The 14,986-nt window shown below is 69.0% G+C and carries 12 protein-coding genes; 7 read left to right on the top strand and 5 right to left on the bottom strand.

Annotation, left to right across the window (positions count from 1 at the left end):
• Positions 1-8 precede the first annotated feature (8 nt).
• The 3 genes from HNR09_RS13205 to guaB1 all read right to left on the bottom strand — a co-directional run bounded on the left by HNR09_RS13205 (position 9) and on the right by guaB1 (position 4,244).
• Positions 9-1,085 (bottom strand): hemolysin family protein, encoded by a 1,077-nt coding sequence (locus tag HNR09_RS13205; protein WP_179542466.1) that lies wholly within the window; start codon positions 1,083-1,085, stop codon positions 9-11.
• Positions 1,082-2,488 (bottom strand): CNNM domain-containing protein, encoded by a 1,407-nt coding sequence (locus tag HNR09_RS13200; RefSeq protein WP_179542465.1) that lies wholly within the window; start codon positions 2,486-2,488, stop codon positions 1,082-1,084. The genes HNR09_RS13205 and HNR09_RS13200 overlap by 4 nt, the downstream gene beginning before the upstream one ends.
• 250 nt (positions 2,489-2,738) lie before the next feature.
• On the bottom strand, positions 2,739-4,244 hold the full coding sequence (gene guaB1, locus HNR09_RS13195; protein ID WP_179542464.1) for a GMP reductase: 1,506 nt from the start codon (positions 4,242-4,244) through the stop codon (positions 2,739-2,741).
• A gap of 310 nt (positions 4,245-4,554) precedes the next feature.
• Here guaB1 and HNR09_RS13190 point away from each other — a divergent pair, with 310 nt between their 5' ends.
• The 3 genes from HNR09_RS13190 (at position 4,555) to HNR09_RS16625 (ending at position 9,430) form a co-directional block, all read left to right on the top strand.
• The gene (locus tag HNR09_RS13190) at positions 4,555-8,439 is read left to right on the top strand and encodes a multifunctional oxoglutarate decarboxylase/oxoglutarate dehydrogenase thiamine pyrophosphate-binding subunit/dihydrolipoyllysine-residue succinyltransferase subunit (protein ID WP_179542463.1); all 3,885 of its coding nucleotides are present in this window, start codon (positions 4,555-4,557) and stop codon (positions 8,437-8,439) included.
• Positions 8,440-8,699: 260 nt separating this feature from the next.
• Positions 8,700-9,299 (top strand): GDSL-type esterase/lipase family protein, encoded by a 600-nt coding sequence (locus HNR09_RS13185; RefSeq protein ID WP_179542462.1) that lies wholly within the window; start codon positions 8,700-8,702, stop codon positions 9,297-9,299.
• Between the two features lie 56 nt (positions 9,300-9,355).
• Positions 9,356-9,430: a 50S ribosomal protein bL37 gene (locus HNR09_RS16625; protein ID WP_378937354.1), complete on the top strand. Its 75-nt coding sequence runs from the start codon at positions 9,356-9,358 to the stop codon at positions 9,428-9,430.
• 183 nt (positions 9,431-9,613) lie between these two features.
• Here HNR09_RS16625 and rsrA read toward each other — a convergent pair whose 3' ends face one another.
• Both rsrA and HNR09_RS13175 read right to left on the bottom strand, forming a co-directional pair.
• Entirely contained in the window at positions 9,614-9,910 is a 297-nt protein-coding gene (rsrA, locus tag HNR09_RS13180) for a mycothiol system anti-sigma-R factor (RefSeq protein ID WP_179542461.1), read from the bottom strand.
• Positions 9,907-10,521, bottom strand: coding sequence for a sigma-70 family RNA polymerase sigma factor (locus tag HNR09_RS13175; RefSeq protein ID WP_218881941.1), 615 nt, complete (start codon positions 10,519-10,521; stop codon positions 9,907-9,909). The genes rsrA and HNR09_RS13175 overlap by 4 nt, the downstream gene beginning before the upstream one ends.
• A gap of 241 nt (positions 10,522-10,762) precedes the next feature.
• On the opposite strand from HNR09_RS13175, the gene HNR09_RS13170 reads away from it, so the two are divergent.
• Genes HNR09_RS13170 through hisN form a run of 4 tightly spaced genes read left to right on the top strand, consistent with a single transcriptional unit; the run spans position 10,763 to position 14,953 of the window.
• Complete coding sequence (locus tag HNR09_RS13170) at positions 10,763-11,404, top strand: DoxX family protein (RefSeq protein WP_179542460.1); 642 nt, start codon at positions 10,763-10,765, stop codon at positions 11,402-11,404.
• Between the two features lie 29 nt (positions 11,405-11,433).
• Complete coding sequence (gene aroA, locus HNR09_RS13165; protein WP_343047549.1) at positions 11,434-12,855, top strand: 3-phosphoshikimate 1-carboxyvinyltransferase; 1,422 nt, start codon at positions 11,434-11,436, stop codon at positions 12,853-12,855.
• A complete protein-coding gene (gene rsgA, locus HNR09_RS13160; RefSeq protein ID WP_179542458.1) occupies positions 12,852-14,048 on the top strand; it encodes a ribosome small subunit-dependent GTPase A in 1,197 nt (398 codons plus the stop codon). The genes aroA and rsgA overlap by 4 nt, the downstream gene beginning before the upstream one ends.
• Positions 14,045-14,953 carry a histidinol-phosphatase gene (gene hisN / locus HNR09_RS13155; RefSeq protein ID WP_179542457.1) on the top strand — a complete coding sequence of 303 codons (909 nt, stop codon included), beginning with the start codon at positions 14,045-14,047 and terminating at the stop codon, positions 14,951-14,953. Before rsgA ends, hisN begins: the two co-directional genes overlap by 4 nt.
• The last annotated feature ends 33 nt before the right edge of the window (positions 14,954-14,986 follow it).

Genomic DNA, 14,986 nt, shown 5'->3' with positions numbered 1-14,986 from the left:
AGAGGGGCTCAGGCCTCCTCCCCGACCCGGTGACGCCGACGCGAGTCCTGCGCCTGCGTGGCATCGTGGATCTCCCCCACGAGGACCTCCAGGACATCCTCGAGGAAGAGGATCCCGCGCGTCACCCCCTCTGCATCGATCACACGGGCCAGGTGGGAGCCGGTGCGCTGCATCTGCGCCAGACAGTCCTCGATCTCGTCCTCGCAGGCCATGTTGCCCAGCGAACGCACCGCGGTGACCGGGATCGGCTCACCGACCTGGGACTCCGGCAGGCTCATCACATCCTTCAGATGGACATAGCCGGCCAGCGCCCCCTCCTCGTCCAGGACGACAAAGCGTGAGAAACCGGTGCGTCCCACGGCCTTCTCCACCTGTCTCGGGGTGACGCCGCCCGGGACCGTCACGACGTCCTCCACCGGCACCATCACCGAATCGGCGGTGTAATCACCGAACTCCAGCGCCCCGGCGATCACCCCTGCGTCGTCGTGCACCGTGCCGCCACGGGTGGACTCCGCCACGATGGACTGCATCTCCTCCAGGGTGAAGGTCGAGACCACCTCGTCGCGCGGTGTGACGCGGAAGAGCCGGAGCACCGCATTGGCCGCATGGTTGAGCAGCAGGATGACAGGCTTCAGGACCTTGTAGAGCACGACCATCGGCGGCGCCAGCATCAGCACAGCCCGGTCGGCCACCGAGACTGCGAAGTTCTTCGGCACCATCTCGCCGAGCGTGACGTGCAGGAACGAGACCAGCGCCAGCGCCACGAGGAAGGCGGTGACCGAGGCTGCTGTGGCGTTCAGCCCGACCATGGTCAGCGGCTCGGTGAGCAGATGGTGGATCGCCGGCTCGGAGACCTGCAGGATCAGCAGCGAGCACACGGTGATGCCCAGCTGGGCGATCGCCAGCATCTGGGAGACATGCTCCATGGCGTAGAGCGCGGTGCGAGCGGCGGTGGAGCCCGCCTCGGCCTTCGGCTCGATCTGACTGCGCCGGGCGCTCATGACGGCGAACTCACCCGCCACGAAGAAGGCGTTGCCGGCCAGGAGCACGACGAGCCAGACGATGCCCATCACATCGGCCATCATCGGTGCTCACCCCCATTGCGGTCTGCGGCGGCGCGGATGTGCTCCGCACGCTCCGCCGCGGCGCGATGCGCGCGCGCTGCGGCGGCCTCCGCGGCGAGACGGCGCGCCTCAGGATCAGGGGTGAAACGGACCCTGTCGATGCGCCGGCCGTCGACGCCGACCACTGCCAGCAGCCCGCCCTGGACCTCGACCTCGTCGCCGACGGCGGCGATCCGGCCCAGCCGGTCCAGCAGGAAGCCGGCCACGGTCTCGTAGGCGGAGTCCTCCGGGATGTCCAGCTCCAGGATCTGGGCGTTGATCTCGTCAGGGCGCAGGAGCCCCGGGAAGTACCAGTCTCCGGTCGCGGCCTGGAGCACTCCGGGGGTGAGCCGATCGTGCTCGTCGGCGACCTCTCCGACGATCTCTTCGATGAGGTCCTCCAGCGTGACCACTCCGGCGGTGCCGCCATACTCGTCGACCACCACCGCCACCTGCAGCGGCGCCTCTCGCAGCACGGAGAGCAGCGCGTCGAGATGGATGGTCTCGGGGATCCGGGTGATCTCGCTCATCACGGTGGCGGCCACGAGTCCCTCCCGCTTGGCACGCGGGACGGCCACCGCCTTCTTCAGGTGTGCGACCCCGCGGACCTCGTCCACCGACTCCCCCAGCACGGGGAAACGCGAGTGGCCGGTCCGGCGGGCGACGTCGATCAGCTCGGTCAGCGGAGCCTCGGCCTCGACGGTGATCATCCGTGGCCGCGGCGTCATGACATCGGCGGCAGTGCGCTCGGAGAACCGCAGAGTGCGGTCGAGATACGCGGCGGTGCCCTCGTCGAGGGTGCCGAGCATCGCCGAGCGACGCACCATCGACGACAGCTCCTCCGGGGTCCGGGCGCCGGAGAGCTCCTCCTTGACCTCCAAGCCGAAACGGTGGAGGACCTGGTTGGAGAAGCCGTTGAGCACGACGATCAGCGGACGGAACAGCGCGGTGAAGACCAGCTGCGGACGGGCGAGCGCGCGACCGATGTGGAAGGCCTCGGCGATGGCGAGGTTCTTCGGCACCAGCTCACCGATGAGCATGGTCACCAGCGTGGCGATGACCATCGCCACCGTCAGCGAGACCGCCCCGGTGGCCTGGTCCGGCACACCGAGCGCCTCGAGGGGCCCCGCGACGAGCGCACCCAACGCCGGCTCGGCGACGTATCCGGTGAGCAGGGTGGTCAGCGTGATGCCCAGCTGGCAGCTGGAGAGCTGCGTGGACAACGACTTCAGACAACGCATCAGCGGAATCGCGCGACGGTCGCCGCGGTCGATCGCACGCTGGACGGTGGGCTGGTCGAGGGCCACGAGGGAGAATTCGACGGCGACGAAGAATCCGGTGCCGAGGATCAGCAGGAGTCCGACGCCCAGGAGAATCCATTCCACGATGTCAGCTGCACCCCCGCGACTCCGCGGAGCGACACGGCGGAGCCGTGGTCCGGGCGGGGAGGCGGTGTGGTCTCGCGGATCGGTGGGCCGAAGCCCCGATCAGGGCGGACTGGGCCGGCAGGTGAACAGGAACAGTGAGAATCGGGCGCGAGCCCGGTTGTCGATACTCCATAAGGCTTCGCAGTCTACAGCGCGGCGAGGACGGTCACCACTGCGCCGCGCGGCAGCCCGGACGCGGCCCCTGCGATCACCACGTGGTGGGCACCGGCTTGCCCTCCTCGTAGCCTGCCGCGGACTGCACCCCGGCGACGGACCGCTCATGGAACTGGGCGAGGTCGCGGGCCCCGGCATAGGTCATCGACGAGCGCACCCCGGCGGTGATCGTGTCCAGCAGATCCTCCACTCCGGGGGACTGCGGGTCCAGGTACATCTTCGAGGAGGAGATGCCCTCCTCGAAGAGCCCTTTCCGCGCCCGGGCGAAGGCGTCCTCACCGGCGGTGCGGTGCTGCACCGCGCGGGCGGAGGCCATGCCGTAACTCTCCTTGTAGCGACGCCCGTCGGCCTCGGTGATGAGGTCGCCGGGACTCTCGAAGGTGCCGGCGAACCACGAGCCGACCATGACCTGGGAGGCGCCGGCGGCCAAGGCGAGGGCGATGTCTCGAGGGTGCCGGACGCCTCCGTCGGCCCAGATGTGCCGCCCCAGCGCTCGGGCTGCGGCTGCACACTCGAGGACGGCGGAGAACTGCGGCCGGCCGACCGCCGTCATCATCCGGGTCGTGCACATCGCGCCCGGACCGACCCCGACCTTGACGATGTCGGCCCCGGCCTCGATCAGCTCACGCACACCCTCGGCCGTGACCACGTTGCCGGCCACCACCGGTACGCGGGCCGCGTCCTCGCCCCGAGCGTCGACCACCCGACGCACCGTGCCCAGCGCCTCGAACATCTTGCGCTGGTGCCCATGGGCGGTGTCGACCACCAGCACGTCCACACCGGCGTCGAGCAGGCCCTCGGTCTTGCTGGCGACGTCACCGTTGATCCCCACGGCGGCGGCCACCTTGAGCCGGCCTGAGGCGTCGAGGTTGGGCGCGAAGAGCGTGGAACGCAGCGCGCCCCGCGGAGTGAGCACCCCCGCCAGGGTCCCGTCGGCGGTGGTCACCGGCGCATAGTCGCAGCCGGACTCGTCCATCGCGAGGAAGGCCTGTCGCAGCCCCGCATCGAGGGCCTGGGAATCCTGCACGTCCGCATGCTCCTCCAGACCGAGCTCCGAGGTCGTGAACCGCACCTGGGGCATCCGCATCACGGAGCCCACGGAGGAGAAGCGGTCTTGACCCTCCCCGTCCTCGGCGTTGACGATCCCGGCCAGCCGGAGGTCCTCGTCCACCACGCAGACCGAACGATGGTTGCGCTTGTCCAGCAGGTGGATCACGTCGAGGAGGGTGTCCTGCGGTCCGACCTTCAACGGAGTCTCGAAGACCGGGTGGCAGGACTTCACCCATTCGGCCACCTGACGGATGACCTCCAGCGGGATGTCCTGGGGCAGCACTCCCAGCCCGCCGCGGCGGGCCATGGTCTCCACCATCCGGCGCCCGGTCACGGCGGTCATGTTGGCCGCCACCAGCGGAGTGGCGGATCCGGTGCCGTCGTCGGCGGAGATGTCCACCTCCATGCGAGACATCGCCTCGGACCGGGATGGGATCAGGAACACATCCGCATAGGTCAGATCGGTGGTGGGCTCGTTGATGAACTTCATGGGGGTGGTCGTCCGCCCTTCGTGGTCTGGCGCTCGCGCCGCGGGGACACCTCCGCTCAGGACGTGTCGCACGGCATCTGACACGATACCGCGCCCGGTGGCGGCCCCGTCGGGAAAGTCACTATGCTGGGACGAGGTGACCGAGAGGGTCGCCGGCCAGCCGGGGCGCGAGCCTCGCAGGCGGTGAGGACGCCGTCGACGTGACCCTCCAGGTGGGAATATCGCACCGCAGGCCGAGCACCTCGGCCCGGGATGAAGGTACGGCGGTGCGGCGAACCGACACAACACATATGGAAGAGGCGTATCCACAGTGCCAGAGCTAACGTCCAGCCGTCTCGCGGAGGAGTTCCCCGGAAACGAATGGTTGGTCGCCGACATATACGACAAGTACAAGGCGGACCCCGAATCGGTGGACCGCAAGTGGGCCGACATCTTCCGCAGGCTCGAGGATGAGTCTCCGGCCCGCGCCTCCGAGACGCGGGCCGGCAACGGCGCCGCCCAGCAGTCCTCGTCGACCTCTTCCTCCCCGACCACCCGTTCTGCGGCGAAGAACTCCGGCACCGCCGCCGAGAGCCGCCCCACCGCAGCGAACCAGAAGAGCCCCCGCAGCGAGAGCACCCCCAGCACGGCCAAGCCCGCCGAGCCGGACCATCAGCAGAAGCCCTCCGGGGAGAAGACCACCACCGGCAGCCGCCCGGTGGCCCCGAAGCAGCCCACCACGAAGAAGTCCAAGGACTCCGGGACCACACCGATCCCCTCGGAGCCGTCCCCGGGCCGCGGTGACGACGCCCCGAAGGAGAAGAAGCAGGACGAGGTCACGGTCCTGAAGGGCATGTCCAAGGCCATCGCCGCCAACATGGACGCCTCGCTCTCCGTCCCCACCGCCACCACGGTCCGGGCGGTGCCGGCGAAGCTGCTGATCGACAACCGGGTGGTCATCAACAACCACCTCAAGCGCACCCGCGGCGGCAAGGTCTCCTTCACCCACCTCATCGGCTACGCCATGATGAAGGCGTTGCGCGCGAACCCATCGATGAACGTCACCTATGACGTCAAGGACGGGAAGCCCGCGGCCGTGCAGCCCGCCCATGTGAACTTCGGCCTGGCGATCGACATGCCGCGCCCGGACGGCACACGTGCCCTGGTGGTGCCGAACATCAAGGCTGCCGAGGACATGAGCTTCACCGAGTTCTGGGCCGCCTACGACGACGTCGTCAAACGTGCCCGGGACAACAAGCTCACTCCGGACGACTACGCCGGCACGACCGTCTCGCTGACCAACCCCGGCGGCATCGGCACCGTGCACTCGGTCCCGAGGCTCTCCAAGGGCCAGGCCTGCATCGTGGGCGTCGGGGCCCTGGAGTACCCCGCAGAGTTCCAGGGCGCCTCGGAGAAGACGTTGAACAAGCTGGCCGTCTCCAAGGTCATCACCTTGACCTCGACCTATGACCACCGGGTCATCCAGGGCGCCGGCTCGGGCGAGTTCCTGAAGACCATCCACCAGATGCTGCTGGGCGAGAACGGCTTCTACGACGAGATCTTCGAGGCGCTGCGCATCCCGTACCGTCCGGTGCGCTGGTCGGCCGACATCCAGGTCAACCCCGAGGACCAGATCAACAAGGTCGCCCGGATCCAGCAGCTCATCCACGCCTACCGAGTGCGTGGTCACCTGATGGCCTCGGTGGACCCGCTGGAGTACCGGATGCGCGAGCACCCGGACCTGGAGATCGAGTCCCACGGCCTGACCCTGTGGGACCTGGACCGGGACTGGCCCACCGGCGGCTTCGGCGGCAAGCAGATGCTGCCGCTGCGCAACATCCTGGGGGTGCTGCGTGACACGTACTGCCGCAACACCGGCATCGAGTACATGCACATCCAGTCGCCCGAGGAGCGCCACTGGTTCCAGGACGAGATCGAGCACCCCTACGAGAAGCCCTCGCGTGACGAGCAGTTCCGCATCCTGGGCCGGCTCAACTCCGCCGAAGCCTTCGAGACGTTCCTGCAGACCAAATTCGTCGGGCAGAAGCGCTTCTCCCTGGAGGGCGGCGAGTCGCTGATCCCGCTCCTGGACGTGATCCTCTCCGAGGCCGCGGACGAGGGCCTCGGAGAGGTCGCCATCGGCATGGCCCACCGTGGGCGGCTGAACGTGCTGGCCAACATCGCCGGCAAGACCTACGCGCAGATCTTCCGCGAGTTCGAAGGTCGCGAGGCCGGCATCGGGTCCGGGGACGTGAAGTACCACCTGGGCACGCGCGGGTCCTTCACCTCCGACCGGGGAAACTCCACCAGCGTCTATCTGGCCGCGAACCCCTCGCACCTGGAGGCGGTCGACCCGGTGCTGGAGGGCATCGTGCGCGCCATGCAGGACAGGCTGGACCAGGGCCCCGACGGGGTGAACGCCTTCTCCGTGCTGCCGCTGCTGGTGCACGGCGACGCAGCCTTCGCCGGCCAGGGTGTGGTCGCCGAGACGCTGAACCTCTCCCAGCTGCGCGGATATCGCACCGGCGGCACCGTGCACGTGGTGGTCAACAACCAGGTCGGCTTCACCACCGCTCCGCAGTGGGGCCGTTCGATGACATACTGCACCGACATGGCGAAGGCCATCCAGGCGCCCATCTTCCACGTCAACGGGGATGACCCGGAGTCGGTGGCCCGGGTGGCGTCGCTGGCCTTCCAGTACCGCCAGCGGTTCAACAAGGACGTCATCATCGACCTCGTGTGCTACCGCCGTCGCGGCCACAACGAGGGCGACGACCCGTCGATGACCCAGCCGAAGATGTACAACCTCATCGAGGCCAAGCGCTCGACACGACGGCTCTACACCGAGAACCTGGTCGGACGCGGTGACATCACCCAGGACGAGGCTGACCAGGCCCTCCAGGACTATCGGCAGCGCCTGGAGCGGGTCTTCACCGAGACGCACGCGGCCCAGACGCAGCCGGTCTCGACGATCTCCAGCACCGGAGGCGACGAAGACGCCGTCGCCCCGACCGCCTCTGAGCTGGAGGAGGACGTGCCCGTCCGGGGCGCCACCGACACGGCGATCTCTGAGGAGTCCCTGGCCCACATCGGCGAGGTGCACACCAACATCCCCGACACGTTCACGCCCCACCCCAAACTGAAGTCGCTGCTGGAGAAGCGTGCCAAGATGGCCCGCGAGGGCGGCATCGACTGGGGCTTCGCGGAGATCGCAGCCTTCGGCTCGCTGCTCATGGAGGGCATCGAGGTCCGCCTGGCCGGCCAGGACTCCCGACGCGGCACCTTCGTCCAGCGCCACGCGGTCTTCCACGACCGGGCCAACGGCGATGAGTGGTATCCGCTGAAGAACCTCACCGAGGACCAGGCACGGTTCTTCATCTATGACTCGCTCCTCTCCGAATACGCCGCGCTCGGCTTCGAGTACGGCTACTCGGTGGAGAACCCTCAGGCCTTGGTGCTCTGGGAGGCGCAGTTCGGCGACTTCGTCAACGGGGCACAGACCGTGATCGACGAGTTCATCGCCACCGCGGAGCAGAAGTGGGGCCAGCGATCGTCAGTCACGATGCTGCTCCCGCATGGTTATGAGGGCCAGGGCCCGGACCACTCGTCAGGTCGCCCGGAGCGGTTCCTGCAGCTCTGCGCGGAGGACAACATGACCGTGGTCATGCCCTCCACTGGTGCGAACTACTTCCACCTGCTGCGCCGCCAGGCCGTCGCCCGACCGCGCCGCCCGCTGATCGTCTTCTCTCCGAAGCAGCTGCTGCGCCTGAAGGCCGCGGCCAACTCGGTGGAGGACTTCACGTCCAAGACCTTCCAGGAGGTCATCGGTGACGAGACGGTCGACCGTTCGAAGGTCCGGCGGGTCCTGATCACCTCGGGCCGGCTGTACTACGACCTGGTGGCGACACGCACCAAGCTCGAGGATGAGACCACCGCGATCGTGCGTCTGGAGCAGCTCTACCCGATGCCGGTCGACCAGCTGCGCGAAGAGCTGGCCAGCTACCCGTCGGCGACGGATTTCATCTATACGCAGGACGAGCCGGCGAACCAGGGCCCGTGGCCGTTCCTGGGGCTGAACCTCCAGCCGCTGCTGGATCAGGACCTGCAGCTCGTCTCACGCCGGGAGTCGGCCGCCACCTCGGTCGGCCAGGCCCGCCGCCACGCCAAGGAGCTCGACAAGCTCCTCTCCCAGGCGTTCTCGCACGTGGACGGATGAGCGTGTCCCCGCGCTGAGCCGGTGGCTCCGGAGGCCGTCGACCCGAAGGGCCGACGGCCTCCGCCGTCTCTGCCGTCTCTGCCGCGCGGCACGTCAGGAGACGGATTCCACCACGTCGGCCGGGGCGATGAGCTCCCGTGGCGCGTCCGACACCGACGGCAGACAGCTGAGGCGGTAACGTCAGGGGAAGGAAAGTCGCTGTCCGCCAGCCGTCCCCCCGGCGACCCGGGTCCGGACGGCGTCACAGAGGAAGGGACGACGTGGATCGCAGCATCAGAATCGTCGCCGTCGGCAATGAGCTTCTCACCGGAGCGGGGGACCCCCGCGCGCTGGGGTGGCTCGGCCGCGTGCTGGCGAAGACCCCCACGGAATCCGTGCAGCTGGAACCCTATGTGCTGGCCATGCCCGGGGAGGGTACCGAAGCGCTCTCCCACCGCTGGCAGGCCGAGGCCGCCCCGAGGTTCGGCGAGGACACCGAGAACCACCTGATCGTGGCCCTGAACGACATCGATCTGGACAGCACGACCTCTTCGGCACGTTCGCGGCTGAACCTGGCCAACATCCTGGATCGCGCGAGCCAGGAGGGGATCCGTTGCCTGGTGGTCGGTCCCCCACCGGGCCTGGACCCGGAGCGCAACCAGCGGCTGGCCGAACTCAACACCGCCTATCAGGACGTGGCCTCACGCCGATCCCACGTCTATGTCGACACCCTCACCCCGCTGGTTCAGCACGAGCAGTGGCGCCATGATCTCGCCGCCAACGACGGGGTCCCGGGCCAGGCCGGCTATGGGCTCATCGCCTGGCTGGTGCTGCACCGTGGCTGGTATCAGTGGCTGGGTCTCCGCGAGCCTGCGGCCTGAGTCGCCCGCGCCGCCGTCCGGTAGGATGGAGCGCAGCCGACGAAAGGAGTTCCCCTATGAGCAAGCGTGGACGCAAGCGCAAGGACCGCCGCAAGAAGAGCGCCAACCACGGCAAGCGGCCCAACTGCTGACTCGTCTGAGACCTGTTCTCAGGTCTGAACGCTCCGCAGCTAGCCCGCGAGCGTGAGGCCGCGGCGCGCGCCGTGCCTCCTCCGGCGACGGAGGGCCACGGACAGCGAGCGCACAGAGAAGGGCAGAGCCCCCGCAGGATCACTCCGGCGGGGGCTCTGTCATGTCTGCAGGTGCGGCTGGGGTCAGCGGCGACTCTCGTGCCCGGCCTCGATGCGGATCTCGCTGATCCGCTCCATGATCGTCACCTTCAGGGTGTCTGGAGCACGCTCCGCGCAGGACCGACGGATCACGGACCGGATGATGCATTCCAGGTCGTAGTCTGAGGCACAGTCCGGGCAGTCATGCAGGTGGGTGCGGACCTCTTCGAGGTCGTCTCTGCTCAGCGCGCCGTCGAGGTACTCGTAGATGCGCTCCATCCGCTCCTCGGCCTCCCGACAGTCCCCGCCGAGGCATTCCTCCGTGGTGCGGTCTTCGCTCATTTTCGAGCCTCCTGCTTCTTGAAGCCTCGTTCGCGGGCATAGTCGGTCAACAGTTCGCGCAGCAGCTTGCGGCCACGATGCAGTCGGGACATGACCGTACCGATGGGGATGTTCAGGATCTCGGCGATCTCCTTGTAGGCGAAACCCTCGACATCGGAGAAGTACACCGCGAGGCGGAACTCCTCGGGGATCTGCTGCAGGGCGTCCTTGACGTCCGAATCCGGAAGGTGGTCCAGCGCCTCGGCCTCGGCCGAACGCAGCCCGGTGGACGTGTGTTCGGCGGCCTGCGCCATCTGCCAGTCCTCCACGGTGTCCGTGTTGGCCTGCTGGGGCTGGCGCTGCTTCTTCCGGTAGATGTTGATGTAGGTGTTGGTGAGGATCCGGTACAGCCACGCCTTGAGATTCGTCCCGGGCTTGTACTGGTGGAAGGCCGAATAGGCCTTGGTGTAGGCCTCCTGCACCAAGTCTTCAGCGTCCTGCGGATTGCGCGTCATGCGCATGGCCGCAGAGTAGAGCTGGTCGACATACTGCAGTGCATCGGACTCGAAGCGCACACGACGCTGGGCATCGGTCTCCTCGGCCACATTCACGTTCTCGTCACGGTCTTCCATCACCCATGAGTCTACGCGCATGACTCGGACCGGCGTCGGGGCGGGGTGCTCCAGCGTGCCTATGGTCATGGACAGGACAACGACGAAGCGCGGTCCACAATTCCCCGACCGGGGCTGATTGGGTAGATTGTCTTCTGGACGATGCCGGACGCCACATGCTCCGGCATCCACCGCTCAACCGAGTTCACAGCACGCGGAGCCGGGCGAACACCCCGACGCCGCGGCGCCACAGGAGGTTCCCATGTCCCTGATCCGCAAAGTCGCCCGCCCGCTGCTCGGCGCCGGCTTCATCGCCGACGGCATCGACCGCCTCCGCAACACGGAGGAGGCCGCCGAGAAGCTGGAGCCCACCCTGGAGGAGCTGAGCTCGCTGATCCCCCAGGCGGAGATCGTGACCGCCGACCCACGTCGCACCGCTCAGGTGCTGGGCGGCGTCGAGGTCGTCGCCGGTGTCGCCCTGGCCATCGGCCGGTTCCCGCGGTTGGCCGCCTTCACCCTGGTCGGGGTGCACAAGGTCAACAGCTATGTGGAGCTTCGCAGCGCGGGCCTGGAGTCCGTGGAGGACCTGACCTCTCAGCGCGACACGCTGCTGAAGAACCTGGCCATCCTGGGCGGGCTCGGCCTGGCCGTCGCGGACCTCGACGGCAAGCCCTCGCTGGGCTGGCGCGCCGAGCACCTGGCCACACGGTCCCGGAAGAAGGGGGCGCAGTTCCGGGACAAGACGTACCAGTGGGCCGAGGACTTCGGGGACGACGCCGTCAAGACCGCCAAGGCCCTGGAGCGTGACGCCGCCAAGAGCTTCAAGCGTGCTGAGAAGGAGGCCGTCAAGGCCATCTCCGCAGCCGCGAAGGAGGGGAAGAAGAAGGCGGAGGACGCGTTCTGAGCACCGCCATGTCTGCTGACACTCCCCCGGTGCCCCCGACCCCGTGGCCTGCGCCGCGTGCGGGGGCACCGGTGCGTGGAGAGGTCGTCGTCCCGGCCTCGAAGTCGCTGACGAATCGACTCCTGCTGCTGGCCGCGCTGGCCGACGGACCCTGCCTGGTGATCAACGCCCTGGAATCGCGCGACTCCGCCCTGATGCTCGCTGCCCTGGAGCAGCTCGGCGCCGGGGTGGAGCACATCTCGGACCCGGCGGGCACCGGCGAGCAGGCCGTGCGGATCACCCCGCTGCCGCTGGACCAGGCCGCCCACCCCTCCGCCGGGCACCCCTCCGTCGCACACGCCCCAGAGGTCCGGGTGGACTGCGGCCTGGCCGGCACCGTGATGCGGTTCCTGCCGGCTGTCGCCGCACTGACCGGCAGGACCGTGCACTTCGACGGCGACCCGGAGGCCCGGGTGCGCCCCATGGGGGCCGTGCTCCAGGGCCTGGCCGAGCTCGGCGTCGCGGTGACCGGGGACGCTGGATCCGCCCCGGGAGGGTCCTCGAAGCCAGCTTCCCAGGCCCCCTCCACGCTGCCGTTCACCTTGCACTCCCCCGGCGGGCTCGACGGCGGCGAGGCAGCCATCGACGCCTCGGCGTCCTCACAGTTCGTCTCCGGCCTGCTGCTGGCCGCTCCTCGCATGACCAAGGGCCTGACCCTGCGGCACTCGGGCACCTCCGTGCCGTCACTGGAGCACGTGGAGATGACCATGACGGTCCTGGAGCAGCTCGGTGTGACGGTCAGCTCCCCGCAGCCCTTCACCTGGCGGGTGGAGCCTGGACCGATTCCGGCCTTCACCGTCCGGGTGGAGCCCGATCTCTCCAACGCCGGTCCCTTCCTCTGCGCGGCCGCCGTCACCGGCGGCGAGGTGGTCATGCGCGGCTGGCCGAAGACCTCCACACAGATCGGACGCCGCTGGACCCGCCTGCTGGCGGACTTCGGCGCAGCGATCTCCACCACCGAGGAGGCCGGCGGGGAGACTCTGACGCTGACCGTCCGCGGGCCGCAGCGGCTCACCACGCCGGGCACCGTCGACGGCACTGCGGAACTCACCCCCACCGTGGCGGCGCTGGCGGCCCTGTGCGAGGGCGAGACGACGTTCACCTCGGTAGCTCACCTGCGAGGCCATGAGACGGACCGCATCGCCGCCCTGGCGGCGGAGATCCGCCGTCTGGGGGGCGAGGCCGAGGAGACCGACGACGGATTCCGGGTCCTGTCCCCCATCTCACACGGTGGGCTGGTGCGAAGCTATGCCGACCACCGGATGGCCACCTTCGCCGCCGTCCTGGGTCTGGTGGTCGACGAGGTGGAGGTCGAGGACATCGGCTGCACCGCGAAGACCATGCCGACCTTCCCGCAGCTGTGGCAGGACCTGGTCAGCTCCGGCCACTCGGGAGACGCTGAGACGCCATGAGCCGCCACTGGTCCTCACGCCGGGAATGGGACGAGTCCGACATCCGATTCCGGCCGAACAAGCGCGGCTCCCGCCCGCGCACCAAGGACACCCCCGAGCATCCCGACGCCGAGCTCGGCCGCGTGGTCACCGTGGACCGCGGACGCTACACGGTGCGCATGCACCAGGGAGAGGACGCCTCCTCCTCCGGCGCCGAGAGCCGGGCCCCGCTCGAGGAACGGGTGGTGCTGGGCGTGCGCGCGAAGGCGCTGCGCCGCACTCCGGTGGTCCCCGGCGACGTCGTGGCCCTGGTGGGCGACACCTCCGGCGAGGAGGGGACGCTGGCCCGTCTGGTGCGCATCGAGGAGCGCTCGACGCTGCTGCGCCGCAGCGCCGACGACACCGATGATGCCGAGCGAGTCGTGGTGGCCAACGCCGACCAGCTGCTCATCGTGGTCGCCGCGGCCGACCCGGCGCCGCGGACCGGCTTCATCGACCGCGCCCTGGTGGCCGCCTATCACGCCGACATCGACCCGATCCTGCTGGTCACCAAAGCGGATCTCGCCGAGGACCCCGAGGATCCGGCCGGGCTGATCAGCCACTATGCCGAACTCAGTCTGGCCACGGTGGTCTCCGGGCACGCCGAGGAGGACGGCCAGCTCGAGGCGGGCGTCCCCGCGCCGGGGCTGGACCCTGCGGCCGTCACCCGACTGCGCGGCCTGCTCTGCGGCCACGTCACGGCGATGATCGGGCACTCCGGCGTCGGCAAGTCCACGATGGTCAATGCGCTGACCGGCGCGGATCGGGCCATCGGAGGCGTCAACGCGGTGACCGGACGGGGTCGCCACACCTCCTCCTCCGCCGTGGCGCTGAACCTCGAACCGTCCTCGGAGCCGGGATCCCCGCTGGACGAGGCCGCCGCCCGGGACTCCTGGATCATCGACACGCCCGGGGTTCGATCCTTCGGGCTGGCCCATGTGGACCCCGATGACGTGCTGGCGGCCTTCGGGGACCTGGTGGAGGGCTCGACCGGCTGCGAGCCGGGCTGTGCCCATGCCGCACCCGAGGGCGGCTGCGCCCTGGACAGCTGGGTGGAGGACGGACACGCCGGCGAGCACGGTCCGAGCAGGCTGGCCTCGCTGCGCGGGCTGCTGTCCTCACTGACCGGTTCAGCTGAGGAGCAGGACGAGAAACGACTAGGGTTGTCCCCATGAACCACCGCTCGAGCCCCTATACCGAGGATCTCCGCCTCGCTCACATGATCGCCGACTCGGTGGACGCCCAGACGATGGCCTCCTTCCAGTCCATGGACTTCACCGTGGAGACCAAACCGGATCTGACCCCCGTCACCGACGCCGACCGGCGGGCCGAGGAGACCATCCGTGGCCAGCTGGGCCGCACACGGGGCCGGGACGCGATCTATGGCGAAGAGTTCGGCTCCTCCGGGTCGGGGCCCCGACGGTGGGTCATCGACCCGATCGACGGGACCAAGAACTTTGTGCGCGGCGTCCCCGTCTGGGCCACGCTCATCGCTCTGGTGGACCACGGGGAGCCGGTGGTCGGGGTGGTGAGCGCCCCTGCGCTGAATCGCCGCTGGTGGGCCGCCAAGGGCGGCGGCGCCTACACCGGCAAGTCTCTGGCCGCGGCCACCCAGCTGGGGGTCTCGAAGGTCGCCACGTTGAAGGACGCGTCCTTCTCCTACTCCTCGTTGGCAGGGTGGCGGGAGATCGGCCGGATCCACAACTTCCTGGAGCTGACCGACACCGTGTGGCGGACCCGCGCCTACGGGGACTTCTGGTCCTACTGCATGGTCGCCGAAGGATCTGTGGACCTGGCGGCAGAGCCTGAGCTGGCGCTGCATGACATGGCCGCCCTGGTGCCCCTCGTGACCGAGGCTGGAGGGCTGTTCACCTCCCTGGACGGCGAACCCGGCTGCGCCGGGACGAACGCACTGGCCACCAACGGCCTGCTGCACGAGGCGGCGCTGGGCGCCCTGGCGGCGGACAACCCCACTCCATGGATGGAAGAGGGACGCGCTGGGAGCACCGTGCGGCCGGTCGCCGGGGAACCGGCGGAGTCAGTGGAATCAGCGGAATCAGCGGAGATCGGCGACTCCTGAACCACCCCTGCTTGCAGCTTTAGGTATGCCTAA

The organism is Nesterenkonia xinjiangensis, from assembly GCF_013410745.1.
Taxonomy (GTDB): Bacteria; Actinomycetota; Actinomycetes; order Actinomycetales; family Micrococcaceae; genus Nesterenkonia; species Nesterenkonia xinjiangensis.
Note: the sequence above shows the minus strand (reverse complement) of the source record. Positions and strands in the feature narration are given on the sequence as shown.